Origin of the sequence: Agrobacterium larrymoorei (genome assembly GCF_030819275.1) — a bacterium.
GTDB classification, from domain to species: Bacteria; Pseudomonadota; Alphaproteobacteria; order Rhizobiales; family Rhizobiaceae; genus Agrobacterium; species Agrobacterium larrymoorei_B.
Genome location: NZ_JAUTBL010000001.1, coordinates 1,375,502 through 1,400,854, shown reverse-complemented (window position 1 = coordinate 1,400,854; position 25,353 = coordinate 1,375,502). Strand labels below are relative to the sequence as shown.

25 protein-coding genes are annotated in these 25,353 nt (G+C 59.6%); 6 read left to right on the top strand and 19 right to left on the bottom strand.

Annotated features, from left to right (window positions below):
- Positions 1 to 111: 111 nt before the first annotated feature.
- A complete protein-coding gene (locus QE408_RS06420; protein ID WP_306929491.1) occupies positions 112 to 948 on the top strand; it encodes a helix-turn-helix domain-containing protein in 837 nt (278 codons plus the stop codon).
- Positions 949 to 1,043: 95 nt separating this feature from the next.
- Here the strand turns inward: QE408_RS06420 and QE408_RS06415 are convergent, their stop codons facing one another.
- From QE408_RS06415 to QE408_RS06400, 4 genes are all read right to left on the bottom strand, one after another.
- The gene (locus QE408_RS06415) at positions 1,044 to 2,093 is read right to left on the bottom strand and encodes a GGDEF domain-containing protein (RefSeq protein ID WP_306929490.1); all 1,050 of its coding nucleotides are present in this window, start codon (positions 2,091 to 2,093) and stop codon (positions 1,044 to 1,046) included.
- A 295-nt stretch (positions 2,094 to 2,388) separates the two neighbouring features.
- The gene (gene pcaF, locus QE408_RS06410) at positions 2,389 to 3,594 is read right to left on the bottom strand and encodes a 3-oxoadipyl-CoA thiolase (RefSeq protein WP_306929489.1); all 1,206 of its coding nucleotides are present in this window, start codon (positions 3,592 to 3,594) and stop codon (positions 2,389 to 2,391) included.
- Positions 3,595 to 3,605: 11 nt separating this feature from the next.
- On the bottom strand, positions 3,606 to 4,307 hold the full coding sequence (locus QE408_RS06405; protein WP_306929487.1) for a 3-oxoacid CoA-transferase subunit B: 702 nt from the start codon (positions 4,305 to 4,307) through the stop codon (positions 3,606 to 3,608).
- Positions 4,304 to 5,026 carry a 3-oxoacid CoA-transferase subunit A gene (locus tag QE408_RS06400; protein ID WP_306929486.1) on the bottom strand — a complete coding sequence of 241 codons (723 nt, stop codon included), beginning with the start codon at positions 5,024 to 5,026 and terminating at the stop codon, positions 4,304 to 4,306. The genes QE408_RS06405 and QE408_RS06400 overlap by 4 nt, the downstream gene beginning before the upstream one ends.
- 134 nt (positions 5,027 to 5,160) lie before the next feature.
- Here QE408_RS06400 and QE408_RS06395 point away from each other — a divergent pair, with 134 nt between their 5' ends.
- Positions 5,161 to 5,922, top strand: a complete 762-nt coding sequence (locus tag QE408_RS06395; RefSeq protein WP_306929484.1) for an IclR family transcriptional regulator domain-containing protein — start codon at positions 5,161 to 5,163, stop codon at positions 5,920 to 5,922.
- 15 nt (positions 5,923 to 5,937) lie between these two features.
- Here the strand turns inward: QE408_RS06395 and pobA are convergent, their stop codons facing one another.
- The 4 genes from pobA to QE408_RS06375 form a co-directional block, all read right to left on the bottom strand.
- Positions 5,938 to 7,110: a 4-hydroxybenzoate 3-monooxygenase gene (pobA, locus tag QE408_RS06390; RefSeq protein ID WP_306929482.1), complete on the bottom strand. Its 1,173-nt coding sequence runs from the start codon at positions 7,108 to 7,110 to the stop codon at positions 5,938 to 5,940.
- 61 nt (positions 7,111 to 7,171) lie between these two features.
- On the bottom strand, positions 7,172 to 8,668 hold the full coding sequence (locus QE408_RS06385) for an AMP-binding protein (RefSeq protein ID WP_306929480.1): 1,497 nt from the start codon (positions 8,666 to 8,668) through the stop codon (positions 7,172 to 7,174).
- A gap of 31 nt (positions 8,669 to 8,699) precedes the next feature.
- On the bottom strand, positions 8,700 to 9,539 hold the full coding sequence (locus QE408_RS06380; protein WP_306929478.1) for a p-hydroxycinnamoyl CoA hydratase/lyase: 840 nt from the start codon (positions 9,537 to 9,539) through the stop codon (positions 8,700 to 8,702).
- A 53-nt stretch (positions 9,540 to 9,592) separates the two neighbouring features.
- Entirely contained in the window at positions 9,593 to 11,005 is a 1,413-nt protein-coding gene (locus QE408_RS06375; protein WP_306929476.1) for an aldehyde dehydrogenase, read from the bottom strand.
- A gap of 179 nt (positions 11,006 to 11,184) precedes the next feature.
- Here QE408_RS06375 and QE408_RS06370 point away from each other — a divergent pair, with 179 nt between their 5' ends.
- Complete coding sequence (locus tag QE408_RS06370; RefSeq protein WP_306929474.1) at positions 11,185 to 11,592, top strand: MarR family winged helix-turn-helix transcriptional regulator; 408 nt, start codon at positions 11,185 to 11,187, stop codon at positions 11,590 to 11,592.
- Positions 11,593 to 11,768: 176 nt separating this feature from the next.
- Complete coding sequence (gene mhpT, locus QE408_RS06365; RefSeq protein WP_306929472.1) at positions 11,769 to 13,001, top strand: 3-(3-hydroxy-phenyl)propionate transporter MhpT; 1,233 nt, start codon at positions 11,769 to 11,771, stop codon at positions 12,999 to 13,001.
- A gap of 250 nt (positions 13,002 to 13,251) precedes the next feature.
- Here the strand turns inward: mhpT and QE408_RS06360 are convergent, their stop codons facing one another.
- A complete protein-coding gene (locus QE408_RS06360; RefSeq protein ID WP_306930232.1) occupies positions 13,252 to 15,153 on the bottom strand; it encodes a bifunctional sugar phosphate isomerase/epimerase/4-hydroxyphenylpyruvate dioxygenase family protein in 1,902 nt (633 codons plus the stop codon).
- 117 nt (positions 15,154 to 15,270) lie between these two features.
- On the opposite strand from QE408_RS06360, the gene QE408_RS06355 reads away from it, so the two are divergent.
- Positions 15,271 to 15,966 (top strand): TetR family transcriptional regulator, encoded by a 696-nt coding sequence (locus tag QE408_RS06355; protein ID WP_306929470.1) that lies wholly within the window; start codon positions 15,271 to 15,273, stop codon positions 15,964 to 15,966.
- Here the strand turns inward: QE408_RS06355 and aroQ are convergent.
- The 10 genes from aroQ to pcaDC form a co-directional block, all read right to left on the bottom strand.
- A complete protein-coding gene (gene aroQ / locus QE408_RS06350; RefSeq protein WP_306929468.1) occupies positions 15,944 to 16,381 on the bottom strand; it encodes a type II 3-dehydroquinate dehydratase in 438 nt (145 codons plus the stop codon). The genes QE408_RS06355 and aroQ overlap by 23 nt on opposite strands.
- Positions 16,378 to 17,247, bottom strand: a complete 870-nt coding sequence (locus QE408_RS06345) for a shikimate dehydrogenase (protein ID WP_306929466.1) — start codon at positions 17,245 to 17,247, stop codon at positions 16,378 to 16,380. Before QE408_RS06345 ends, aroQ begins: the two co-directional genes overlap by 4 nt.
- A gap of 56 nt (positions 17,248 to 17,303) precedes the next feature.
- Complete coding sequence (locus tag QE408_RS06340) at positions 17,304 to 18,065, bottom strand: amino acid ABC transporter ATP-binding protein (RefSeq protein WP_306929464.1); 762 nt, start codon at positions 18,063 to 18,065, stop codon at positions 17,304 to 17,306.
- Positions 18,066 to 18,077: 12 nt separating this feature from the next.
- Positions 18,078 to 18,917: a transporter substrate-binding domain-containing protein gene (locus QE408_RS06335; RefSeq protein ID WP_306929462.1), complete on the bottom strand. Its 840-nt coding sequence runs from the start codon at positions 18,915 to 18,917 to the stop codon at positions 18,078 to 18,080.
- 114 nt (positions 18,918 to 19,031) lie between these two features.
- Entirely contained in the window at positions 19,032 to 19,682 is a 651-nt protein-coding gene (locus QE408_RS06330) for an amino acid ABC transporter permease (protein WP_306929460.1), read from the bottom strand.
- A 10-nt stretch (positions 19,683 to 19,692) separates the two neighbouring features.
- Complete coding sequence (locus QE408_RS06325) at positions 19,693 to 20,361, bottom strand: amino acid ABC transporter permease (RefSeq protein WP_306929459.1); 669 nt, start codon at positions 20,359 to 20,361, stop codon at positions 19,693 to 19,695.
- A 325-nt stretch (positions 20,362 to 20,686) separates the two neighbouring features.
- Positions 20,687 to 21,754 carry a 3-carboxy-cis,cis-muconate cycloisomerase gene (locus QE408_RS06320; RefSeq protein ID WP_306929458.1) on the bottom strand — a complete coding sequence of 356 codons (1,068 nt, stop codon included), beginning with the start codon at positions 21,752 to 21,754 and terminating at the stop codon, positions 20,687 to 20,689.
- 5 nt (positions 21,755 to 21,759) lie between these two features.
- Entirely contained in the window at positions 21,760 to 22,380 is a 621-nt protein-coding gene (pcaG, locus tag QE408_RS06315) for a protocatechuate 3,4-dioxygenase subunit alpha (protein ID WP_306929455.1), read from the bottom strand.
- Position 22,381: 1 nt separating this feature from the next.
- A complete protein-coding gene (pcaH, locus tag QE408_RS06310; protein ID WP_306929453.1) occupies positions 22,382 to 23,122 on the bottom strand; it encodes a protocatechuate 3,4-dioxygenase subunit beta in 741 nt (246 codons plus the stop codon).
- On the bottom strand, positions 23,119 to 24,300 hold the full coding sequence (pcaDC, locus tag QE408_RS23080; protein WP_444876271.1) for a bifunctional 3-oxoadipate enol-lactonase/4-carboxymuconolactone decarboxylase PcaDC: 1,182 nt from the start codon (positions 24,298 to 24,300) through the stop codon (positions 23,119 to 23,121). Before pcaDC ends, pcaH begins: the two co-directional genes overlap by 4 nt.
- Positions 24,301 to 24,416: 116 nt before the next feature.
- Between pcaDC and pcaQ the strand changes: the two genes are divergently transcribed.
- Positions 24,417 to 25,349, top strand: a complete 933-nt coding sequence (gene pcaQ / locus QE408_RS06295) for a pca operon transcription factor PcaQ (protein WP_306929451.1) — start codon at positions 24,417 to 24,419, stop codon at positions 25,347 to 25,349.
- Positions 25,350 to 25,353: the final 4 nt, after the last annotated feature.

Here is a 25,353-nt window from a genome sequence, read left to right as displayed (position 1 = left end):
GATCAGAATTTCACCCAGATGCGACGTGCACAATGAGAGTTTGGTGACCAATTGTTGATTTTGATAACAGAAATTATAATATGTCGACTTTAGTAAACAATGAGGTGGATTATGGACAAGCGGGCCTTGGCAGATCTCTTCCGCATTCGCTTGCTGGAGCTGGTGGCGCGGTCAGGTAACAGCCATTCCGCTTTCGCAGCCGGCATCGGCGTCGATCGCTCGGCGCTATCGCAGCTCTTATCGGGTGATTCGGCGCGTCTTCCTCGGGTGGAAACTCTTCTCAACATCGCCGAACGCCATGCGGTCTCGCTGGACTGGCTGCTTGGCATCTCGCACGATCCAGGCCTGACCGGCGAATTACGGCCTAGCTTTGAAATCGAGGAAGGCGGCGAAGACTACACCGATACGCTACTGATGAAATGGCATGCCGAGGCTACAGGCTCGAAGATCCGCTACGTTCCCGCCCGTATCCCGGACCTGCTGCGCACCCCGCAGATCATCGCATTTGAAGCCGAAAGCGCGCATCAAAGCGTGAAAGCGCAAGCGAATGAGTCCGCTTTCCGGCTCGACTATAACCGCCAGCCGGGCACGGATATGGAAGTTTGCATGCCTTGCGAAACGCTGGAAGCCTTCGCCCAAGGGCGGGGTATGTGGAGCGGCTTGAAGAAGGAGATCAGGGCGACCCAGCTGCAATACATGTCCGAACTCATCAACGAGCTCTATCCCTCGTTCCGGCTATTCCTGTTCAACGAGAAGGAGCGCTTCTCCGTCCCCTATACGATCTTCGGATCGCAGCGCGCGGCGATCTTCGTGGGTGGCATGTATCTGGTCCTCAACAATGCCGAGTCCATCCGCAAAATGCAGCGTCACTTCGATGAACTGATCCGCTTCACCCGCATCCATGCCCATGAGAGCGCCAATTTTGTTAAGACTCTCAAGGTTGAGTGAAATTGGCCGCCTAATCATACCGATACCGCAAGTTTTGCTAGAGTTGCCATCACAAGGAACAACTGATGACCAACCAGCAGAGCTTTGGGGTTTAATCAGCTGTACATTGCCTGCAGCGACATGGTGTGGTCTGCGCCGCACACACGGTTTCGTCCACCCGCCTTTGCTATGTACAATGCCCGGTCTGCTTGCTGAGAGAGGCCCGACACGCTCTCTCCGTGACGAATTGCTGTGGCAACACCGATGCTGAGCGTTAGCGTGATCTCTGAGTCCGGATTTGGGAAGCGCAAGTCTGCGACCGTCTTTCGGATCCGCTCCGCATGAAGTATCGCATCACCTACACTTTGAGGCAGAAAAGCGATGAACTCTTCTCCTCCATGGCGCGCAAACAAAGCGCCTTCCGGCAACACAGCCTGAACGGCCTTCGCCACTGTTGAAAGCACGCGATCACCTGCCGCATGGCCGAAACGATCGTTCAGGTGCTTGAAATGATCAATGTCCAGAAACAGGACCGAATCGCCTTTTGATAATTCGCTTTGCGCCTGCGCATCAAAGGCGCGGCGGTTGAAGACACCGGTCAGCGGATCCCTGTCCGCAAGGTGCTTGATCTTCATGTGCTGACGCTCGTTGATCAAAATAACGATTGCGAGTGCAAGCACAAACTTCGAGACGATCATCATAAAGAAGCCGTCGACGGCACTGAGTATCGGGAAGTCTTGGAACCAGAACTCCACCGCCAAGATAAAGCAAAGTATGCTGACAGCAGCCAATATGCCGGCAACCAGTTTTCGTATAGGCAGCGGCTCGCGACGGGCATCGCGGTATACGATCACTGCCGTCGCGGCGGTCGCTAAACAACCCATTAATGTAAAGCTTGTTGCTCTATAGGTGTTGTTGAGATGAAACTCCGTCACAACTCCAGAAATCAACGTCACAAGCGCTGGCACACATACCAGCCAGGGGTTCAATCTCCGCTCCGGGTCACTGATGAAAACGAACGCCAACCCAAAGAAAGAGTATCCCAGAACCCCCAAGGCGATATTGATGAGGCTAAGGACGCTGTAAAGTGTTGGATAGAGCTCTGCGTATCCCGCGAGCGTCGAACCCACCGCGAGCACCAGGAAACTCGACGCCAGAAGCCCCACACCTCTGCTCTCCGACGACGTAAACCGCAGATAAAATAGGGTCAAGGCGCCTGCTATATACGATGTCTTTTGTAACAAAAGGATTGTCGGAAGATCGAGCTCAGAAGCCATTTGACACCAGAGGTTGTTTGACGTCTTTTCCCTATCGTGCATTGTTAAATTTTTCGGAAATTCTGATCCGGTCCCCGTTTCCGTGACGCAAAGCGTCCCTCGTGAACCGGGAATCTAATATTCGCACGTAGGCGCTCTTCTGGAAACAGGGTCACCAGATGCTTGAGGCGCTGAGCCGAGCAGCCTATACCCGCTCCAGCGCGACCGCGATGCCCTGTCCCACACCGATGCACATAGTGGAAAGCGAGTAACGCGCGCCGGACAAGGAAAGCTCAAGCGCTGCCGTGCCCGTGATGCGGGCGCCGGACATGCCGAGTGGGTGGCCGAGCGCGATGGCTCCACCATTGATGTTGACGCGCGGGTCGTCATCGGCAATGCCGAGATCCCGCAGCGTCGCCAGGCCTTGGGAGGCGAACGCTTCGTTGAGTTCGATGACGTCGATCTGCTCCTGAGCGAGGCCGAGGCGGGCAAGCAGCTTCTTGGTTGCCGGTGCGGGACCAAAGCCCATGATGCGCGGGGGAACGCCTGCCGTCGTGCCACCCAGAATGCGGGCGATGGGGGTCAGGCCGTGCTTTCTGGCAGCAGCTTCGGAAGCGATGATGAGCGCTGCCGCGCCGTCATTGACGCCGGACGCATTACCCGCTGTAACCGTGCCACCTTCGATTTTATTGACTGGCTTCAACTTGGCGAGCGCTTCCATCGATGTCGCACGCGGGTGCTCGTCGCGATCGACGATTAGCGGTTCACCCTTTTTCTGCGGCACGCTCACCGGCGTGACTTCTTTAGCAAGGCGGCCATTGGCCTGGGCTTCAGCGGCCTTCGCCTGGCTTCCCACGGCAAAGGCGTCCTGATCCTCGCGGGCGATATTAAAGTCGATCGCGACATTATCGCCAGTTTCAGGCATCGAGTCGACGCCATATTGCTTCTTCATCATCGGGTTGATGAAACGCCAGCCGATGGTGGTGTCATAGATTTCGGCATTGCGTGAGAAGGCAGTCTCTGCCTTTGGCAGAACGAAGGGTGCGCGGCTCATCGATTCCACGCCGCCCGCGATCATCAATTCCGCTTCGCCCGACTTGATCGCCCGAGCGGCGGTAATGACGGCATCCATGCCGGAACCGCACAGGCGGTTGATCGTGGTACCCGTAACCGAAACCGGCAAACCTGCCAGCAGCAACGACATGCGCGCAACGTTGCGATTATCCTCCCCCGCTTGGTTGGCGCAGCCATAGACGACATCATCGACGGCGTCGAAATCGACGGTCGGATAACGTGCCATCAGCGCCTTGAGCGGCACTGCGCCGAGATCGTCAGCACGAATAGATGACAAGGATCCGCCGAAACGGCCGATGGGCGTGCGAATATAAGCGCAGATAAAGGCTTCGGTCATTGATTTACTCCTTACAGCGCCGGAACCACGAGGTCGTCGACATGGCCATCGATATGGAGCTTCGCGCCCGTCATGGCTTGAAGCTCATCCATAGTCATGGCTGTAAGCTTCTCTCGTACGAGGAATTTGCCATTCACAATGTCGATCACCGCGTGGCTGGTATAGACGCGCGTGATGCAGCCGACGCCAGTGAGGGGAAAGGTGCAACGCTCGACCAGTTTCGGCTTGCCGTCCTTGGTGACATGCTCGGTGATGACCACCACCTGTTTTGCGCCATGGACAAGATCCATCGCGCCACCCACGGCAGGCACACCCTTGGAGCCGACACGCCAATTGGCAAGATCACCATTCTCAGCGACCTGATAGGCCCCAAGGATCGCCACATCCAGATGCCCGCCCCGCACCATGGCGAAGCTGTCGGCGTGGTGGAAGAAGGCCGCACCGGGCTTCAGCGTGATGGCCTTTTTCCCGGCATTGATGAGATCCCAATCCTCTTCACCAGGGGGCGGCGCTTCACCGAAATTTAGGACGCCGTTCTCCGTATGGAAGATCGCCTCGCGGCCCTTGGGCTGGAACTTTGCGACCATTTCCGGGAAGCCGATGCCGAGGTTTACATAGGCGCCGTCGGCAATATCCTGAGCGGCCCGCCAGGCAATCTGGGCGTTGGAAAGCTTGATGTCGTCGCGAGTATCGATCATGGGTGCGTCATTCATGCGTATGCCACTCCTGCTTGGATCAGCGCTTCTTCCTGTTGCGGATCAGCCACTTCCACGACCCCATCGACAAAAATGCCTGGCGTGATCACCTGCTCCGGATCGATCTCTCCTGGCGTCACGATTTTCGACACCTGCGCGACGGTCCTTTTGGCCGCCATGCACATCAGCGGATTGAAATTGCGCCCGGCCAGACGGTAGGTGAGATTGCCGTGGGTGTCGCCGAGATGCCCCTTGACCAGCGCTATATCGGCCTTCAACCAGCGCTCCTGCACATATTTGCGACCGTCGAATTCGGCGATCACCTTGCCCTGCGCAAGTTCGGTACCGAAACCGGTCGGCGTGTAGAAGGCGGGAATGCCGGCACCGCCGGCGCGAATGCGCTCGGCAAGCGTACCCTGCGGCACCAGTTCCAACTCGATTTCGCCTGCGAGGTAGCGATCTGTGAACGCCCGCGGATCGGATGAACGCGGAAAGGAGCAGATCATCTTCTTGACCATGCCAGCATCGATCATCGCCGCGATGCCGATACGGCCATTGCCGGCATTGTTGTTGATAACCGTGAGCCCTGAGGGCTTACCCGTTTCCTTGAAGCGATCGATAAGAGCGTGAATGAGCTCGATGGGCGCGCCCGAGCCGCCAAAGCCGCCGATCATTATCGTTGCGCCATCTTCGATATCAGCCAGAGCATCCGCCAGGCTGTCTATCCTCTTGTCCATACCATTTTCCTCCAGCGACCTGTCGTGTGGCCCGCTCAAGGTTCAGGTAAATCCCAACTCGGATCGACATCAAGCCCATTTGTGCGATATAGTATATTTGTTCGATTATCGCACAATATTGAAAGAGGCGGCACATGGCTGTGAGTGGACGCGACATGATGGGTGGCCTCGCCAAAGGGCTGAGCATTATCGAAGCCTTCAGCGCCGAACGGCCGAAACTGTCGATTTCCGAGGCGGCGGAGATCGCCCAACTGGATCGTGCGACCGCAAGACGCTGTCTTTTGACGCTGGCCGAGCTCGGCTACGCCGCCTATGATGGAAAATTCTTCACGGTCACACCAAAGGTACTTCGACTTGGAACGGGGTGCCTTGCTTCAATGCCGCTGCCACGCATCGTGCAGCCCTTTCTCGATCAACTGTCGGAAGACATCGGACAAAGCACATCCGTTTCAATCCTCGATGATACCGAAATCGTCTATGTCGCACGCGCCGCCCAGCGTCGCGTCATGTCGATTGCGCTGATGCCAGGGTCGCGGCTGCCCGCCTATTGCACTTCCATGGGGCGGGTCCTTCTAGCTTCCCTGTCCCAGGAAGACCGCCGCGCCTTTCTGGAGCGCTCCGACATCGTTGCGCGCACGCCGATGACGCTTACCGATATCGATGCTCTCATGGCTGAAATCGAAGCAACCGCCGCCCGTGGTCATGCGATGATCGATCAGGAAGTCGAGATCGGCCTGCGCTCGCTGGCCGTGCCGCTGAAGAGCGCCCGGGGCAAGACGATCGCCGCCCTCAATGTCGGTGTCGCCGCATCCGCAGCTTCCATGCAGGATTTGGTCGAGCGCTATCTGTCTGCGCTGGGTGCAGTACAGTCGGAGTTGAAAGGGCTTCTCGTCTAAGCGCGCCGTCACCCGTTATAAGGGCAAGCCGACGTAGTTTTCGGCAAAACTTGCCTGCGCACGTGGTGAGCTTCGTAGGTAGCTGAGTTCTGCGACTTGCATTCGTCGCTCGAAAGCTCCCGTCTCCGGGAAGCGATGCGTGAGTGTGGTAAACCACCAGGAAAAACGTTCGGCCTTCCAGACGCGCCCCAGCGCTCGCGCCGAATAGGTGTCGATTCCCGCGCCCGAGCGCTCAATGTAGAATTCCGCCAGCGCTTGACCCAACATGGTCACGTCGGAGACTGCGAGATTGAGGCCCTTCGCTCCAGTCGGTGGCACGATATGGGCAGCATCTCCGGCAAGGAACAGTCGGCCATAGCGCATCGGCTCGGCAACGAAGCTGCGCAGCGGCGCAATGCTTTTTTCGAAGGAAGGCCCACGCTGGAGCCGTGCGCCGAGATTGGGTCCAAGCCGCACGGCCAGTTCATCCCAGATACGTTCGTCCGGCCAGTCTTCCAGCCGCTCGCCCATGTCGCACTGGATATAATAGCGGCTGCGCGTCATGGAACGCATCGAGGCAAGCGCGAAGCCGCGCTCGTGACTGGCATAGACGAGTTCCTCGCTGACAGGCGGACGCTCGGTGAGAATGCCGAGCCAGCCGAACGAATAGACACGCTCGAAGATGCGCAAAACATGGCTGGGGATCGCCTGGCGGCTGATACCATGGAACCCGTCGCAGCCGACCACGAAATCGCAGTCGACCCGGACCTCCCCGGACGGCGTGCGGAAGGTAACGAAGGGTTTTTCCGTCTCTATATCGTGGAGACCGACGTCGCTCGCTTCGAAGAGGATCGTCAGACCCCGCGCCTCGGCGGCTTCGAAAAGGTCGCGCGTCACCTCCTGCTGGCCATAGACCGTAACGCAAGCACCACCCGAAGCCTGTTCTAGATCGATGCGAAAATCATCGCCATCGGCTGACAGATGCGTGCCAGAATGGCGCAGCCCTTCCTCGCGCAAGCGCCTGTCCAGCCCAAGGCGGGACAGGCAGTCCACTGTTCCCTGTTCCAGCACCCCTGCCCGCACCCGTCCCTCCACATAGGCGCGTGTCTGCCGCTCGATCACCACCGTCTCGATGCCGGAGGCATGGAGGAGATGAGCAAGGATAAGTCCGGCGGGACCGGCTCCGACGATAGCGACTTGCGTGCGCATGATTGTCTCCTAACTGGCTTAGCGTCGCTTGCGGCGCTGCTAGATGGGGGGTACGGGACGGTCAGGCGGAAAGACTCTCCCGGAGCTTGTTCTTGCGGATTTTGCCCGTGCTGGTACGGGGCAGTTCCGTGACAATCCGGAAATGTTTCGGCACCTTGAAGCGGGCGAGCCGCGCCTCGCAATGGGCACGAAGTTCGCCCTCCGCGTCTTCGCATCCTGGTGACAGGATAACGAAGGCATGCCCCGCCTCGCCCCAGCGCGGGTCCGGCACACCAATAACCGCCACCTGGAGGACCGCTGGATGTTCGGCAAGGACGCTTTCGATTTCTACCGGATAGACGTTCTCACCGCCCGAAATGAACATGTCCTTTCGACGATCGACAACGGTTACGAACCCATCGGCATCCCGAAGTCCAATGTCGCCGGTGCGCAGCCAGCCATCCGGCGTGAAGGCGGCATCGCGCTCTTCCGGTCGGTTCCAGTAGCCAGGTGTAACATGCGGCCCTTTGACGATGATCTCGCCAGCGGTCCCGTCCTGCACCTCCCGGCCCTCGGCATCGACGATGCGAATGGCAGTGGCCGGTCCCGCCTGGCCGACGGCGCCCGCATGTTTGGAGATCAGCGCTGGATCGAGCGGCATGCCAAGGATCGTTCCGGCCTCGGTCATGCCGTAGCCATCCACCATGGCAACGCCACGCTCCAGCCACCAACGGATATTGGCAGGCGGGTTCGGAGCGCCGCCGGTGAAAAGCGCAGCGAGCGACCAGTTCTCCGGCTGGAAACCATCGGCGTCCTTCAACGCCGTCGCCATCTGCGGGACGCAGAAGTAATGGGTGATGCCGAGCGCGCGGTCCGCAAGCCGGGAATTGGTAACGACCGGATCGAAGCCGGATGAGACCAGCACCGTACCGCCCTGAACCAATGGCGGCCAGACGGAGGTTACCAGGCCGATGACATGGAAGAAGGGCGATTCCGCGAGAAAGACAGACTGAGATGTCACCTGCCCTAGCACGCCGAAATTAACCCCGGTGAAGAACAGTGTCTGGGGGGTTAGAATGACGCCCTTCGGCACCCCGGACGTTCCGGAAGTGTAGAGAAGGACGCAAGGCCGGTTGGCATCATGCGGAGAGCCTCGTTCGCCTGCCGCCGCACTTTCGCAACGCGCGGTAAACGCTGCGATATCAAGCAGTCTAGCGCCATCCGGCACCGTGAAACCTGCCGACGATCCGTCGACCAGGATCAGCGCGGGGGTACAGTCGATGAGAATAGCATCGATCTCGGCAGCCGCGAGCCGCCAGTTCAGTGGCGTGAAGATAAGGCCGGATCGCAGACAGGCCTGCTGCGCAATCACAAGATCGGCGGAGTTGCGTGCAATCGACGCGAGCCTGTCACCCGGCGCAAGGCCGAGTGCGTCGATTGCCGCTCTTGCCTGTTCGATCGCCCGGTCGAGGCCCCGATAGGTCCAGTGCCTCCCGGACGCCAGATCGACAAGGGCGAGTTTTTCCGGGCGCGCCTGCGCATGCAGGCCCACCGGATCGGGGGCTAGCCAGTTATGCATGATGTTGGTCCTCCTCCCAGTAAAACCTCTATCAGCTGTGAATTTTACTCTTGTCGTAAGAGCCGAGACCGGGTTTGTAGGTCTTCTCGTCGATGAACTGGCGGATGCCCTCCTTGCGACCTTCACTGTCGTAGGAATTGGCGGCTTCCTGGGCGCGCACAAGATAATCCTCAGCCTCGTCATAGGTCATGACGCCGACGCGGCGCACCGCATCCTTGGTAGCCTTGAGCGCTACGGGGTTCTTGGCCAGCAGCACCTTGGCAACCTCGGCGACCCGATCCTTCAAAGAGACAAGCGGCAGGCTCTCATTGACAAGACCCCAGGCCGCAGCCTTCTGGCCGTCGATCGGCTCACCGAGCATGGCGTGGTACATGGCCTGACGGAAGGGCATCAGCTCTACCGCGACCTTGGTTGCGCCACCGCCCGGCAGAATACCCCAGTTGATCTCCGACAGGCCGAATTTCGCCTCGTCTGCCGCAAAAGCCAAATCGCAGGCGAAGAGCGGGCCATAACCGCCGCCGAAGCACCAGCCATTGACCATGGCAATGGTCGGCTTCTGATACCAGCGCAGCCGACGCCACCAGCCATAACTCTCGCGCTGGCTCTGACGCACGCCGGCCAGACCCTTGGCCTCGGTTTCGCGGAAATATTCCTTGAGATCCATGCCAGCCGTCCAGGCCGTGCCTTCGCCGCTGAGGACAAGAACGCCAACATCCTCGCGGAATTCCAGCTCGTCCAGCACGTCCATCATCCGGCGGTTCAGCTCGGGGCTCATCGCATTGCGCTTTTCCGGGCGGTTGAAACGGACCCAGGCGATGCCTTCGTCAATATCGACGGCGACGACGTCCGCCTTGCTGCTAGTCTCGGTCATGAGATTGGTTTCCTTTTAAATGATTTGAAGGCGAGCACAGGCTCGACGTAAGATCAGATCGGGAAGCGTCCAGCTTCGGTTTCGACCGTGATCCAGCGAAGCTCGGTGAATTCCGCAATACCGGCCTTGCCACCAAAGCGCCCGTAGCCCGAAGCTCCGACGCCGCCGAAAGGCATCTGCGCCTCGTCATGCACCGTCGGGCCGTTGATATGGCAGATGCCGGAGCGAATCTGCCGGGCAACCTTCAGGCCGCGCGCCGCATCTTTGGTGAAGACGGCAGCCGAGAGACCATATTCGCTGTCATTGGCAATGCGGATCGCATCAGCCTCATCCTTGGCCCGGATCACCGCAACAACGGGCCCGAAGCTCTCCTCGGAATAGAGGCGCATTCCGGCAGTCACGTCCGCAACGATATGCGCAGGGACGAGCACACCATCCGGTTCGCCCGCCGCGATCACCTTCGCGCCCTTGGCAATGGCGTCGTCGATCAGCCCCTTCAGCTTCTCAGCGGTTTTGACGTCCACCACTGCACCCAGCGGTGCAGCACCCTGGCGAGGATCGCCAGCGATAAGCGTCCGCACCTTGGCGGCAAATTTTTCAAGGAAGGCGTCAGCCACCGCATCGACGACAATAATCCGTTCCGTCGACATGCAGATCTGGCCCTGGTTGAAGAAAGCGCCAAAGGCGGCGGCTTTCACGGTCTCGTCGAGATCCGCATCGTCCAGCACGACAAGCGGCGCCTTGCCACCGAGTTCCAGAACACAGGGTTTGAGATTTTGCGCCGCACGCATCGCGACAATGCGCCCGACCGCGGTGGAACCGGTGAAATTCACACGTCGGATAGCTGGATGATCGATCAGTGCCCCGACGACTTCTGCGGCATCCTCAGGCGCGTTGGTGACAAGCTGGACAAGCCCGTCCGGCAACCCGGCCTCCGCCAAGGCCTCGACGATCAGCCCATGGGTTTTCGGGCACAGTTCACTTGCCTTGAACACCACGGCGTTGCCGCAGGCGAGCGGTGTTGCCAGCGCACGGACACCAAGGATCACCGGCGCATTCCACGGCGCAATACCAAGCACGACGCCCGCTGGCTCACGGATGGCCATGGCAAGGCATCCCGGCTTGTCGGACGGGATCACTTCGCCAGCGACTTGCGTGGTGAGTGCCGCTGCCTCGCGCAGCATTGACGCGGCAAGCGTGACGTTGAAACGCGCCCAGGCTTCGGTCGCACCGATCTCGGCCATCATCGCCGCCACGAAGGCGTCACCCTTCGCGCTAACGGCATCGGCAGCTTTCAGGAGAGCGGCGCGGCGCGCATTCGGCCCCAGCGCGGCCCAGGCCGGCATGGCGCGGGCTGCCGCGTCGACCGCGGCTCGCGCTTCGTCCGGCGTCTGCGCCGGCGCTTCGCTCGCCACCTCACCGCTGATCGGATTTACGCGTCGAAATAGGTTTGATGCAGATGCCATGGTCTATCCTCCCGTGAGCGTTCGAGACTCCCGACCTCGAACATTGCTATGTTAAATAGCGATTGACTGCTATATCCCATAGCGATATGAAACTGACAAGAGGCAATTTTGATGATTTTCAAGAAGGGCAGCGCGTGAGGGCGAAGGTGCGGGACATTGCGGCGATGAGGACGCCGGTCATGGACGATCTCCTCGGTTACCATCTGCGTCGAGCCTCGATCCTCGATCTGGCGGGCTTTGCCGAGGCGCTAGGCGATGAGATTAAGCCTATCCCTTTCACGGTTCTCTGCCTGATCGACGAGACGCCCGGCATCACGGCTGCCGAGATCGGGCGCCAGGCGCGGCTGCAACGGGCCAATCTCGCGCCCATCCTTGCGCATTTCGACACCAAGGGATGGATCGATCGCCTTGCCGACGACGAAGACCAGCGCATTCAGCATCTGCACTTGAGCGAAACCGGCGCGGAGGCCGTCGCCGAATGGCGTGCCCGTGTCATGGCGCAGGAGGAACGCACATTCAGTGCGCTGACGCCGAGAGAACGCGAGGTCCTGCGCCAATTGTTATCGCGCATCTGGAAGGGCGCGTGACGCCAGCGAAATATGCGGATGGCGCGGTCAGGATGTCTGCCGTCACCATCGGGTGGCGGATTTTGAGGAACGGGACGGGCTCGGGAGGACTGGGGGAGCCGTCGCTGACGCGATGCCAAACGCAGGCTGAATGAAAGCATGATTGCCGCCGAGGCGGCCTTTGGGAGGAGAATATCATGACAAATGCCACGCATCTTCATGCGGGGACGGGAACGCGCGCGCTTGTGCTTGTGTTTCTCGCCGCGATTATCGAAGGTTTCGACCTTCAGGCGGCGGGTGTCGCCGTGCCGAAACTTGTTTCCGCCTTTGGACTTTCACCGTCACAGTTGGGCGTTTTCCTCTCATCCGCAACCTTCGGGCTGGTGCTTGGCGCGCTTTGCGGGGGCGTGATCGCCGACCGGTTCGGACGGCGCAACGGCCTTGCCCTATCGCTGGTCGTCTTCGGCCTGTTTTCGATCGGCACAGCTTTTTCCGACACGTTCGAACATCTCGTGGCGATGCGCTTCCTGACCGGCGTCGGACTTGGCGGCGCGCTGCCAAACCTCATCGCCATTGCCGCTGAATCCGTCGCGCCCGAGCGGCGCGGCAGGGCAGTTGCGATCATGTATGCCGGCGTCCCGCTCGGCGGAGCTCTCGCCAGCCTCATCGCCCTGCTTGGCCTGCATGACGACTGGGGTTCGATATTCTTGGTAGGTGGGATTTTGCCATTGCTGCTGGTTCTGCCGCTCCAGCTCATGATGGGACCGTTCCGCGTGACACGCGATGCCAAGGTACCTGCGCGTCGTCGCGACGTGCTGATGGCGCCAGGCGCCCTGCAACAGACGCTGCTGCTCTGGGCCGCTTTCTTCTTCGGCCTCATCGTCGTCTATCTGCTGCTCAACTGGCTTCCGCAAATTCTCGTTTCGCTCGGCTTTGCCCGTGAAACCGCGTCGATGGTACAGATCGTTTTCAACATCGGCGGTGCAGCCGGTGCGGTCCTTGGTGGCCGGTTGCTGGACGGAAACAGACCCGCCTTTTCTTCAGCGCTCTGCTTTATCGGGCTGATGCTGGCCATCACGTCTCTTGCCATGTTGCCCGCGGGCAACGTAGCGGCGGCGCTGGCCGCAGGCACCTTTGTCGGCGCGACAGTCATCGGCGTACAGGCGCTGCTCTACGGTATCGCCCCGCAATGCTACCCGAGCGAAGTGCGCGGCACCGGCGTCGGCCTCGCCGTCTCGGTCGGCCGCCTCGGTTCGATAGTCGGCCCTCTCGTCGCTGGCTGGCTCCTGGCAAGCGGCATGGGGCCGCAGCAACTTCTCTACACCCTGCTGCCCATCGCAGCCATCTGTGGCACGACCACCGTGATCCTCATCCTCCATCGCAACGGGAAGACAAAACAAGCCCTGGCGAGAAGCCTGGGCCAGGCTTGAACGGATCGCAAACCTTGCCGCGTAGAGGTTGGCGTGCTTAGGCAAACAAAAAAGTCTTGCCTTGATGAGGAGCATGGTCTTGCGAGAGATTTGCTCCTCATTGATTTGTCGCGCAGCTCCCTCGATAGCACTGCCACGTCCAAGCGCTGTTCCATGCCGCGATACCGTTCTCTGCCCCCTCCGGTGCCATACACCACCGTGCGGGCCACCGCCGACAAAGTGGTGCCTGTCTGTTTCCGACACAGAACGACTATAACTTCGGCAAGCCCTCCGGTCGCCGAAGCCGGCGCTGGGCGGCAATCCGGAAGGGTGCGTTCATGGCGCCATATCCGTTATAGGCACCTCTTCGCTCGATGATTTCGAAGAAGAATCCTTCGCCGAAAGTGCGGCTATAGATCTGGAAATACTCCCCGTGTTCGTCGCGGTCGTAAAGGATGCTGGCGGCACGGAGCGCATCGGAAAAATCTGGCTCAAGACCGAAGCGCGCCTCGAGATCGTCATAGTAGTTTCGCGAGATCGGAAGCGCCTGAAAGCCGGTGGACTTCAGGGCCTCGGCAGTCGCAAAGATGTCGTCACTGGCAAATGCAATATGTTGGATACTGGTGCCGAAGCCTTCGGCAAGGAACTTGCCCGCAAAGGTCTTACGGTTCTCCGCGCCGTTCATGGTCAGGCGGAAAAGCGGGCGCGGCTCGCTTTCGACCGCCTGGCTTCTCACCAGTCCGCCCGGATCGACCACGTCGACCATCGGTGTGCGGCGGGTCGAAAAGATCGACGTGTAGAATAAAAGCCACGTCAGCATCTCGTCGTAATGGGTTGTCTGGGCAAGATGATCGATACGGGTCAAATGCGCAGTGGGCAATTCTGCTCCATCGACCAATGGCTCGAACTCACTCTCCCAGATTCCGGCGAGCGGGGCATGATCATCGAGGAAGTAGATGACGCCGTTGCCGACGCCCTGAATGCCGGGCACCGCGACTTCGCCGGGCCTCCGAGGCTCGGAGAAGACAGGTGCGCCGAGCGCGCTGGCACGTGTCAGCGCCTGCTCGGCATTATCGACCTTGAGACCGAATGCATAGGCATTGGTGCCATGTACGGCGTAGGAAGCGCCTGCAAAGCTGTCACCACTATCGTCTGTATTGATCAGGATACGGATTTCGCCCTGAGTATAGAGATCGACAGCGCGGTTGCGGTGCCGCGCGCTGCGTCGAAAGCCCAGAGTACCAAGCAGATCGATGAGGGTTTGTTGTTCCTCGGGCGCCGAGGTGAACTCGACGAACTCCACCCCTTTCGCCTCGACACGGTCCGGCATCGCGGGCATGGAAAGACGGATATCGGGTTCGTGGCGCCGGACGCGGTCCATCAGATTGACGAGCGAGCGATGCCCGTCCTCGGCCAAAGCCCTGGCTGATCCGCCACGGAATTGATCATTGAAGATTTCAAGGGAGAGCGGGCCGGTATAACCCGTGGCCGCCACGGCGCGCATGAAATCGACTACCGGCAGATCGCCTTCACCCGGCATGTTGCGGAAATGGCGGCTCCAGTAGAGGAGGTCCATGTCGAACAGCGGCGCATCCGCAAGCTGTACGATGAAGATCTTGTCGCCGGGAATGGAACGGATTGAATTTGGATCGATCTTGCGGGACAAGGTGTGAAAACTGTCCAGAATGATACCGACATTCGGGTGGTCGGTCCGCCGCACGATTTCCCAGGCATCGCGGTGGTCGTTGATGTAGCGTCCCCAGGCCAGGGCCTCGTAGCCGACGCGCACGCCATGGCGGGCCGCCATTTCTCCCAGCGCATGAAAATCCTCTGCCGCCCGCTCGATGCCGCCGAGCGAGATTGGCGATACGTTCGAGCAAATGAGCATGAGGTCGGTGCCGAGTTCCTGCATGATCTCGAACTTGCGCTCCGCCCGCTCGAAGGCGCGGCTGCGGTGCGGCTCCGGCATGCCCTCGAAATCCCGAAACGGCTGAAAAAGCGTGATATCCAGACCGTGATCGCGCACGATCTTCGCCACCTCGCGTGGCGATGCGTCATAAGTCAGAAAGTCGTTCTCAAATATCTCGACACCGTCAAAGCCTGCACGGGCAATCGCTGCCAGCTTTTCAGGAAACTCGCCGCTGATCGACACCGTCGCCATCGACGTCCGCATCATCACGCTTTGCTTGTCTGTCTGGTACTGGGCCATATTGCCTTACCTTTCGTGTTTATGTACGAGTTGGTTAATATGGAACGTGGAAAACGCGGATGCCGAGCATCCGGGGGAAACATGACGAGCACCGCGACGACCACTGAGGGCAAGAAGGCGCGTTCGGCCAAACGCGATCCGGAAGGCGTGCGGCGCGACATTCTGGCGGTCGCGATGGAGGAATTTTCCCAAAACGGCCTTTCGGGCGCTCGGATAGACGAGATCGCCGCACGGACGAAGACGTCCAAACGCATGATCTATTATTATTTTGGCGACAAGGAGGGCCTGTACCAGCGCGTTCTGGAAGAGGCATACAGCAAGGTGCGCGGCGGCGAGAGCGATCTGGCGCTGGATCATCTGGGCCCAATGACGGCACTCGATGCACTCTGTCGCTACACTTTCGAGCATCACCGCCGAAACCCTGCCTTCATCCGCATGGTCATGATCGAAAACATCCATCATGGCCGGCATGTGCAGATGTCGAAGACGATCCGTAGCCTCAACCGTCCGGCCATTGCCGCATTGGAGGCGGTGCTGAAGCGCGGTCAGGAGAGCGGTGTTTTCCGTGAAGGGATCGAGGCACTGGAACTCCACTGGCAGATCAGCGCTCTTTCCTTTTTCAACGTCTCCAACGCTCCGACTTTCTCCTCCATCTTCGGCGAAGACCTTTTCACGCCGCATGCGCAGCAAACGCTGTCGCGCCATGTGGCGGAGATGGTTTTGCGCTATGTGGTCCGGCCCGAACATATCGACGCTATCGGGTCTGAAGAGCGATGAGACGGCGAAGCGCCACGCTGTAGCCTTCGATACCGAGACCCGCGATGACGCCGTCGGCTCGTGTCGACACATAGGAATGGTGGCGGAAGACTTCCCGCTTGTGAATGTTGGAAATATGGACCTCGATCACGGGCGCCTCATAGGCGTTCAACGCATCGAGGATGGCAATCGACGTGTGACTGAAAGCGCCGGGGTTGATAACAATGCCAGCGGCATTGCCGCGCGCCTCGTGAATCCAGTCGATTAGCTCGTATTCCCGATTACTCTGCGCGAAGAAAATTTCATGACCCGAAGCTGCCGCTATGTCGCGACACGCCCCTTCGACATCGGAAAGCGTCTCACGGCCGTAGATTTCCGGCTGGCGCTGTCCGAGCAGGTTGAGGTTCGGTCCGTTAAGAACGAAGAACAGGCTCATGCGGCTGCCTCCGCTTGAAACATCTCGGCAAAATGCGCGCTCATCCGTTCCGCATCCGGCTCACGCCCGCAGAACAGTCGGAATGCACCGACAGCCTGGAAAATCGCCATGCCGCCACCTGGCAACGTCCGACAGCCCTTCGCAGCAGCCGTCTCAATCAGCGTGGTGATGAGCGGCATATAGACGATATCCGCAACCCAGTGGCGCGGCGCAATCAAATCGGGATCGACGGGGATGCCGGGATGGGCCGGCATGCCGACGGGTGTCGCGTGGATAAGACCATCGGCATCGCGCAGCACGGCTGCTGGCGTCTTGGCTGGCGCAGCTCGGCCCTCGCCAAAGCGCGTGTTGAGTTGCTGCGCAAGCCTTTCAGCACGCGCGTCGTCCTGGTCGAAGATATCGAGCCTGCCGATACCGAGTTTCAAGGCGGCATGGGCGACGGCGACGCCGGCACCGCCCGCGCCGATGAGCAGCGCCCTCTCACGCGGGGCATCGGCCAGACCGCGCAGAAAGCTTTCATAAAAACCGTACCAGTCGGTGTTGTGACCGATGCGCTTGCCATCTTTGAAGACCACCGTGTTGACGGCGCCCAGCATGCGGGCGTCCTCGGAAAGCTCGTCAAGATGGGCAATGACCGCCTGTTTGAACGGGTGCGTGATGTTGGTCCCGGCAAAGCCACGGGCTTCCAGCTCCGTTAGCAGCTCAGGCAGTGCCGTCTCCGGCACGTTTCGGACATTGATGTCCACGAGTTCGTAGACATAATCGAGACCGTGCGCGCGACCCTCGCGCATGTGAAGTGCCGGCGATTTTGAGAGCTGGATGTCGGCACCGATGAGGCCGACTTGATAGGCGGTTCGTTCTGTCATGGATCTGGACCGTTCGTGCGGCGTAAAAGGCGCGGCGGGCCACCCCGCCGCTTGCTTCAGTGGTGCGCCAGAATTTCGCCGAGGAAGGTGCGCGTACGCTGGTGTTTGGGATCGCGGAAGAACTCCTCCGGCGGCCCTTCCTCGATGATCTCGCCGGATGCCATGAAGACCACGCGATCGGCCACCTGGCGGGCAAAACCCATTTCGTGAGTCACGCAGATCATGGTCATTCCGTCGCGCGCGAGACCAATCATGGTGTCGAGCACTTCCTTGACCATTTCAGGATCGAGCGCCGAGGTTGGCTCGTCGAAGAGCATGGCCTTCGGTTCCATGCATAGTGCGCGGGCGATCGCCGCACGCTGCTGCTGGCCGCCGGAAAGCTGGGCGGGATACTTGTCGGCCTGATCGAGGATGCGCACGCGAGCGAGATATTTGCGTGCGGTTTCCTCGGCGGTCGCCTTGTCGAGACCCTTTACCCGCATCGGCGCAAGCGTGCAGTTTTCCATGATGGTCTTGTGCGGGAAGAGGTTGAAGCTCTGAAACACCATGCCCACCTCCCGACGCACGGCATCGATGGCGCGGGCGGAATCGGTCAGCGTGGTGCCTTCGACAGTGATCCTTCCTTCCTGGATTTCCTCCAGATGGTTGATGCAGCGGATCAGCGTTGATTTACCAGAACCGGACGGTCCGCAAAGAACGATTTTTTCGCCTTTGCGGACTGTGATGTTGACGTTTTTGAGCGCGTGATAGGCTCCATACCACTTTCCCACCCCTTCTAGGGCGATCAGCGGAGCCTCTGTGGCGTGGGATTGGGGCATGTAAGCTCCTGCTTACTTAACGGTGAACGGAATGTCGGGCAGGCTTTCCGGGAAATTCGGAATGGGTCGCTTCATCCACTTGTCGTAGATCTTCGCGAGCTGGCCATCGGACTTGATCTGGTCGAGGAACTTGTTGATGGTTTCGTTCCAGTCCTTCTCACCCGGGCGGGTACCGGCGCCATTATACATGGTGGTCAATTCGAACTTGGATTCGAACTTGCCATCGGCTGCCTTGTTCAGGCGATCACCGTAGAACATGTTTCCGCCGACGGCGTCGACCTGGCCGGAAATGATAGCTTGGATGTTGGACGCATCGTCGTCGAAACGAAGGATGTTGGCCTTCGTACCGGCTCCAGCAGTGATTGCGGTATCCATAGCGCTCGACTTCGGAACGCCGACGCTGACGCCGGTCAGGTCGTCAAAGCCAGCAATCTTCTTGTCCTTAGCGGCATAGACGGAAAACACATTGCCGACATAGGGCTTCGAATATTGGATGCTCTTGGCGCGTTCAGACGTCATTGCCATTGTGGCAAAGAGCACATCGACCTTGCCCGTCAGAAGCGCTGGAATACGGTTGGCGACCGCAAGCGGGACGAACTCGGCCTTCACGCCGAGATACTCGGCAAATGCCTTGCCGATATCCGCGTCGAAGCCGTCCTGCACGCCGCTCGAATTGACAAAGCCCCAAGGCGCGTTGTCGCCTTGAATTCCGATAACGACCTTGCCCTTGGCCTTTGCTTCTTCGACGGTGCCGGCAAAGGCGTCGACCGGCGCCATGAAAGGCAGAGTTGCGACGGCGGCCATAAGCGCAAGCACGCTGCGGCGACCGAAAGTCATGCTGGATTTCATCATATTCTCCTCCTTGTAAACTGATGAATGCATGGTCACGAAAGTAGATCTCCTCCCCCATCGGCCTGAAAATCGAAGCCGATTTCCAAAAGGCACGACGGGTCTTTCCACGACGCTCTATCGAGCGGCGGTCTGAAGGCGTTTCTCGACGCCGGCACCCCAAAGAGAGAGCGGCCAGCAGATCAGGAAATAGATGAGGCCAACGATGGCGAAAACGGTAAGCGGACGGAACGTCTGGTTGGAGACGATCTGGCCGGCGCGCGACAATTCGACAAAGCCGACAATGGCAGCAAGCGACGTGCCCTTGATGAGCTGCACCAGGAAACCGATGGTGGCCGGCAACGAAATGCGTAGCGCCTGCGGCAGGACCACATCCATCATGATCGACCTGTAGTGCAGGCCAAGCGCACGAGCCGCTTCCGTCTGCCCCTTCGGAACAGCCTGTATACCGCCCCGCCAGACTTCACCGAGAAAGGCGCTGGCATGCAGTGTGAAAGCGATGGCGACCGCGATCCACGCATCGATGTTGAAGCCGAGCAGAGCCACGCCGTAATAGACCACGAAGAGCTGCATGAGGAGCGGTGTGCCCTGAAAGACCGCGATATAGCCAGCCGTTGCGCGACGGATGGATGGGGCTTCGGCGGTACGTGCCAACGCCACGAGCAGGCCGAACACACCACCACCTGCAAAGCCGATCAAGGTCAATGCGATGGTCCACTTCAGGCCTTGCATGAGGAAGAACAGTTCGTTGGGGCCTATGCTTGCCATGATCGTCTCCTCACTTGACCGGGTAGCTGAAAGAGATGCGCGAGATGAGACCGAAGACGCCCATCATCAGCGAGGAAATCACGAGATAGAGCAGCGTGATGGAAAAATAGACTTCGAAGGAGCGGAAGGTATCCGCCTCGATCTTCTGCGCCACCGAGGTGAGTTCGTAAGCGGCGATCGACGTGCAAACGGAGGTCGTGAGCGTCAACATGATGAACTGGCTGGTGAGCGATGGGTAGACTGCCCGCAGCGCAGGCTTGAGAATGATGTGGCGGAAGATTTGCGCGCGACCGAGTCCAAGCGCAAGCCCTGCTTCCACCTGCCCCTTGGGAACCGCGTCTACACCGCCACGAATGATTTCGATCGCATAGGCGCCACCGTTAAGCGCCAGCGCGACGATGGCGGTCACTGTCGGGTTGAGGCGCAAACCGAGCTGCGGCAGGGCGAAGAAGATGAAAAATATCTGAACCAGGAAGGGCGTATTGCGGATCAGTTCGACGAAGCCGATGACAAGGCCGCGCAACAGCTTAAAGCGCGACCGTCGCGCCACAACGCCCAAAATACCGATGACGGTCGCCAGCGACATGCCGGCAATCGCCAGGCCGATGGTGGCAAGACACGCAACGAGCAGCTCGGGAAGGCGATCAATGACCGCCGAGAAATCGAGACTGTATGACATGGTTCCTCCGCGACGTTCAAGTCAGGTGTCAGCCTGTCCCTCAGTCGTCTTCCGCTCTCTGCCCGCAGACGTCGAACGCTCCCTTGTTCCTGCCGGATTGTCTATCGAAAGAGCTCTCCCAAGCCCCATACAAACCCGACCGATGAATGTTTGTACCAGTTAGTTCATTTTTTTGTCAACGTTTAAGCAGAGGGAAAACACAGCTTTTTTGACGGATTTTTCGAGTGATCTAGCTTCTGTTTACTCAATGATTTCAAGTCATAAGCCAAACGGGGCCATTCCGTGCGGCCGCGGCATTTCCATACGTCTCACGAGTGGCTCATCCTCACCTGAGATGATCCTCCTGCCCGATCCGTTTGATGTCACTTACAAGCCGGCGAGCCGTCCGCAATGCGGTGGCGGTTGTCAGAACCATGGGCGGGAGCGCCATCCACTCCAGCATCCACGCGGCACCCGAACGCTCCTGCTCGTGCACAAGCGAATGATGAAGCGCCGAAACCTGCGTCGCGTTGAAGCGCGCGAGGGTGACCAGAAGTTCAGCTGCAACCGGGTTCTGCTTATGCGGCATGGCGGAAGAACCACCACCACCTGCAAGGCTTATCTCGTCACCTGCTTGGGCGAGCAACGAAATGTCCTGACCAATCTTTCCAAGACTACCGGTAACAAGCGACAGAAGGCCAGCGAACTCGCAAATAGTGTCACGCTGGCTGTGCCATTGCGCACGATCATGAAGGCCGAGACGGTCAGCGAGGACCGCGCGCAAAGCCGGACCGCCATGACCGAAGCGTTCGAGCGTTCCCGCAGCACCACCGAACTGTAGGGAAAATCCATCCATGGCAAAATGCACAAGCCGGGATCGCGTCCGCTCCAGGGGTGATCGCCAGGCGTCAATCCGGTCGGCGGCCTTGATCGCGATTGCGGCCTGCATTCGCGTATGAGCCATCAGTGGCTTGTCGCCGTCACGCTCCAGAAGGGCTTCGAGATCGCCGATCACCGCCTCCAATCGACCCTGAATGATGTGGTTCGCGGCTTTCAGTCTCAACATCAGGCTGGTATCGATCACATCCTGGCTTGTCGCACCGAAATGTACCTTCTCCGCGGCAGCCCCACCAACCGCCGCGCGCATCTGGCGAATGAGCGCCGGAACCACCACACCATCACGCGCCATGCCCTCCGCAAGCCCAGCCATATCCGGCACGAAATCCGCCAGCGAGACGTTGATGGCATCGGCGATATCGGGGGGAAGCAGGCCGCATTCCGCTTCGGCCAGCGCCAGAACCCTTTCAAAGCGGATCATCGCGGCAATATCGGCCTCTGCGGTAAATAGCGCCGCGATCTCGGCATCGCCGAAGAGACCGGACAGGAAAGGATGATCGAAGGGCGAGAGGCTCATAGCAGTCAGATATCGAAGAAAACGGTTTCGCCATCGCCTTGCAGGCGAATGTCGAAGCGATAGGCGTTGTCACCATCCGGCTTTGCGATCAGCGTTGGAACGCGGTCCTTGTGCTCTATACGAGCAAGAACCGGATCGGCGGCGTTTGCGGCACCCTCATCTGGGAAATACATTCTCGTATGCAGGCCGATATTGATGCCACGCGCGACGATCCAAAAGGTGATGTGCGGCGCCATGAAGCGCCCGTCCTTAAATGGAACGCGGCCCGGCTTAATCGTTTCGAACAGGAATTCCCCAGTCTCCATATCTCCTGGCGAGCGGCCCCAACCGGTAAAATGGGGGTCGGCAGCGCCAGCCGTTTCGCTCGGACTGTTGTAGAGCCCTTGAGCGTCTGCCTGCCAGATTTCCACCAGCGCATCCTTCAGCGCATAACCGCCGCCGTCGAAGACAGTGCCGCGAATGGTGATGCGGGTGCCGGTCGCCTGGTCGTCATAGAGCTTTCCCGCACCGAGATCGCGCTCGAAGACGCCGTTGATGCCGACGAAATTCGGCGTGCAGCCGATATGGACATAGGGACCCGCCGTCTGGGAGGCGCTTTCCTTGAGATAGTCGAGCGGCTGTACCATGTCAGTTCCCCTCCGGGCGGTTCTCGAAGAAGGTGGAGCGGCGGCCACGCAACACGATGTCGAACTTGTAGGCGCGCATATCCATGGGGATCGTCGCATTCATGTCGAGCGGCGCGATCAGTCGGCGGATGGCCTCCTCATCCGGAATCGTCTTGACGATCGGACACCGCCAGATGAGCGGATCGCCCTCGAAATACATCTGGGTGATCAGCCGCTGCTGGAAACCATGACCGAAGACCGAGAAATGAATGTGGGCCGGGCGCCAGTCATTCACGCCATTCGGCCACGGATAGGGACCTGGCTGAATGGTCTTGAACCAGTAATAGCCATTCTCGTCGGTGATGGTGCGGCCGACACCGCCAAAGTTTGGATCGACGGCGGCGAGATAGCTCTCCTTCTTGTGCCGATAGCGCCCGCCGGCATTGGCTTGCCAGAACTCCAAAAGCGCGCCAGCAACTCCCGCACCGCGCTGATCAAGCACGCGGCCATGTACGAGGATACGCGGTCCGACAGGCATTTCGCCAGGTTTGGCATAGTTGAGGATCAGATCGTTATCGAGCGGGTTCAACAAACCATGGCCAAAGACCGGACCGGTGATTTCGCTTTTGGTACCCTCAAGCGAAATCAGCGCACGCTGCGGAGAGCGCAAAACGGAGGTCTTGTACCAGGGTGTATAGGCTTGCGGCTGCATCTCCCGATCACGAGCGAAGAAGGGGCCGGTTTCCGGTGGATGATTGCTCACGTCGTCTGCTCCTTTTGCGGGGAAGATGCGTTCCGGTCGGCCAACGCCTGCTTGGCGATCTTGAAGCCATGATTGGCGGCGGGCACTCCTGCATAGATCGCGACATGCATCAGCGCCTCACGAATATCGTCTTCAGTCGCGCCGGTGTTGGCGGTCGCTCGCACATGCATGGCCATCTCCTCGGATTGCCCAAGTGCGGCTAGAAGCGCGATGGTCACGTTTGAACGCTCTCTCTTTGTCCATCGATCGCTGGACCACACAGTGCCCCAGGCACTTTCGGTGATCAGTGTCTGGAACGGCTGGTCGAAGGGTGTCGCCTGCGCGCTCGCCCGGTCGACATGGACATCGCCCAATACGGCGCGACGGGTGGCCATGCCCTGGCTGTAACGGTCCAGGAGCATCGCTACGGCATTGGCCAGGGGAATATCCCTCAGGAAGTCCGCGACCGCGGCTGCGTAGGCAGCCGGTTGCTCAAGGCAGGGAATATGCCCGCAATGAGAAATCTCAACATACCGACTGCCGGGAACGAGTTGGGCGAGCGCTCGCACCAGATCTGGCGACGTCGAGCCATCCTGATCGCCGCCAACGCAAAGCGTCGGTGCGGCAATGCGCGTGACAGACTCCGTATAATCGGCATCGCGTATCGCGGCACAGGTGCCGCAATAGCCCTCTGCCTCCTGACGGGCGAGCATGGCGCGAGCACCGGCGTAAAGCGAATTGTCGCTCCGTCGGAAAGTAGGGGTAAACCAGCGCTCCATCACGGGATCGACAAGGCTCGCCAGCCCCTGCGCTTTTATGGCATCGATACGCGCATTCCACATCTCGGTCGTGCCGATCTTGTGGGCGGTGTTTGATAGGATCAGTGCGCCGACACGTTCGGGATGCGTTGTCGCAATCGACTGTGCGACAAGCCCGCCGACCGAAAGTCCCCAGACGATGACCCTATCAATCTTCAAGTGATCGAGAAGCGCGATGAGATCATGCGCATGAGCCTCGATCGTGTAGGGCGCGACGCCAACGCCAGAGAGCCCATGGCCACGCTTGTCATGCAGCACATAGGCATAGCTATCGCCCAACTCGCGCATGACGTCATCCCAGATCCGAAAATCGGTGCCGAGCGAATTGACGAAGGCAATGACCGGTTTTCCCGGCGCAAGACCCACGGTCCGGTAATGAATCGCGACGCCGTCAACGTGAAGAAAATGTCATCTCTCACTCCTCTTAGCTCGGAGATTGCAAGATGGCGCCGGTTAAGTAAAATGAGATTTTCAACACATCTCATAACTTGGTGGTTATGGCTTCTCTCCTCGATCCACGTATCAAGCTCAGGCATCTGCAAGCCTTTGTCGAGGTGGCGCGGCAAAAGAGCGTCATGCGGGCGGCAGACTCACTGCATATCAGCCAGCCGGCCGTCACCAAAACGGTGAGAGAATTGGAGGATGTGCTGGGTGTCGCGCTCTTCGAACGCGAAGGCCGCGGAATTCGCCCGACGCGGCTTGGCGACATCTTCCTGCGACATGCGAGTGCCACAATGGCCGCCCTTCGCCAAGCGGTCGATGCTGTCTCGCGGGAAGCGGCGCAGACCGATCCGCCAGTGCGCATCGGCGCACTGCCGACGGTATCGGCGCGCATCATGCCGGACGCCATGACGCGCTTTCTCGGTGACGTAACGCAGGCGCCCGTCAAGATTGTCACTGGAGAAAACGCAATCCTGCTGGAGCAATTGCGGCAGGGCGATCTCGATCTCGTCGTTGGCCGGCTTGCCGCTCCGGAAAAAATGACGGGGCTCAGCTTCGAGCACCTCTATTCGGAAAGGGTGGTTTTCGTTGTTCGCCCTGACCATAGATTGCTGTCTCACAAGGCTGATCTCTTCACCGAGCTCTCAAACTACCCAATGTTGATGCCGACCCGCAATTCGGTGATCCGGCCGATCGTCGACCAATTTTTGATCTCGCAAGGCGTGGTCATGCCGCGGACGCAGATCGAAACGGTCTCAGATTCCTTTGGACGCGCCTATGTCCGCATGAGCGATGCCGTCTGGATCATTTCTGAGGGTGTGGTCGTCGGCGATGTCGAGGCGGGGGCGCTTGCGGTTCTACCCTTCGACACCTCCGACACAAGCGGCCCCGTGGGGCTGACAATGCGGACGGATACAGCAACGTCGACCTCGCTCGCCCTGATGATCGACGCCATCCGCAAGGCTTCCGCTATCGCGAGGGCGCCATGATCTG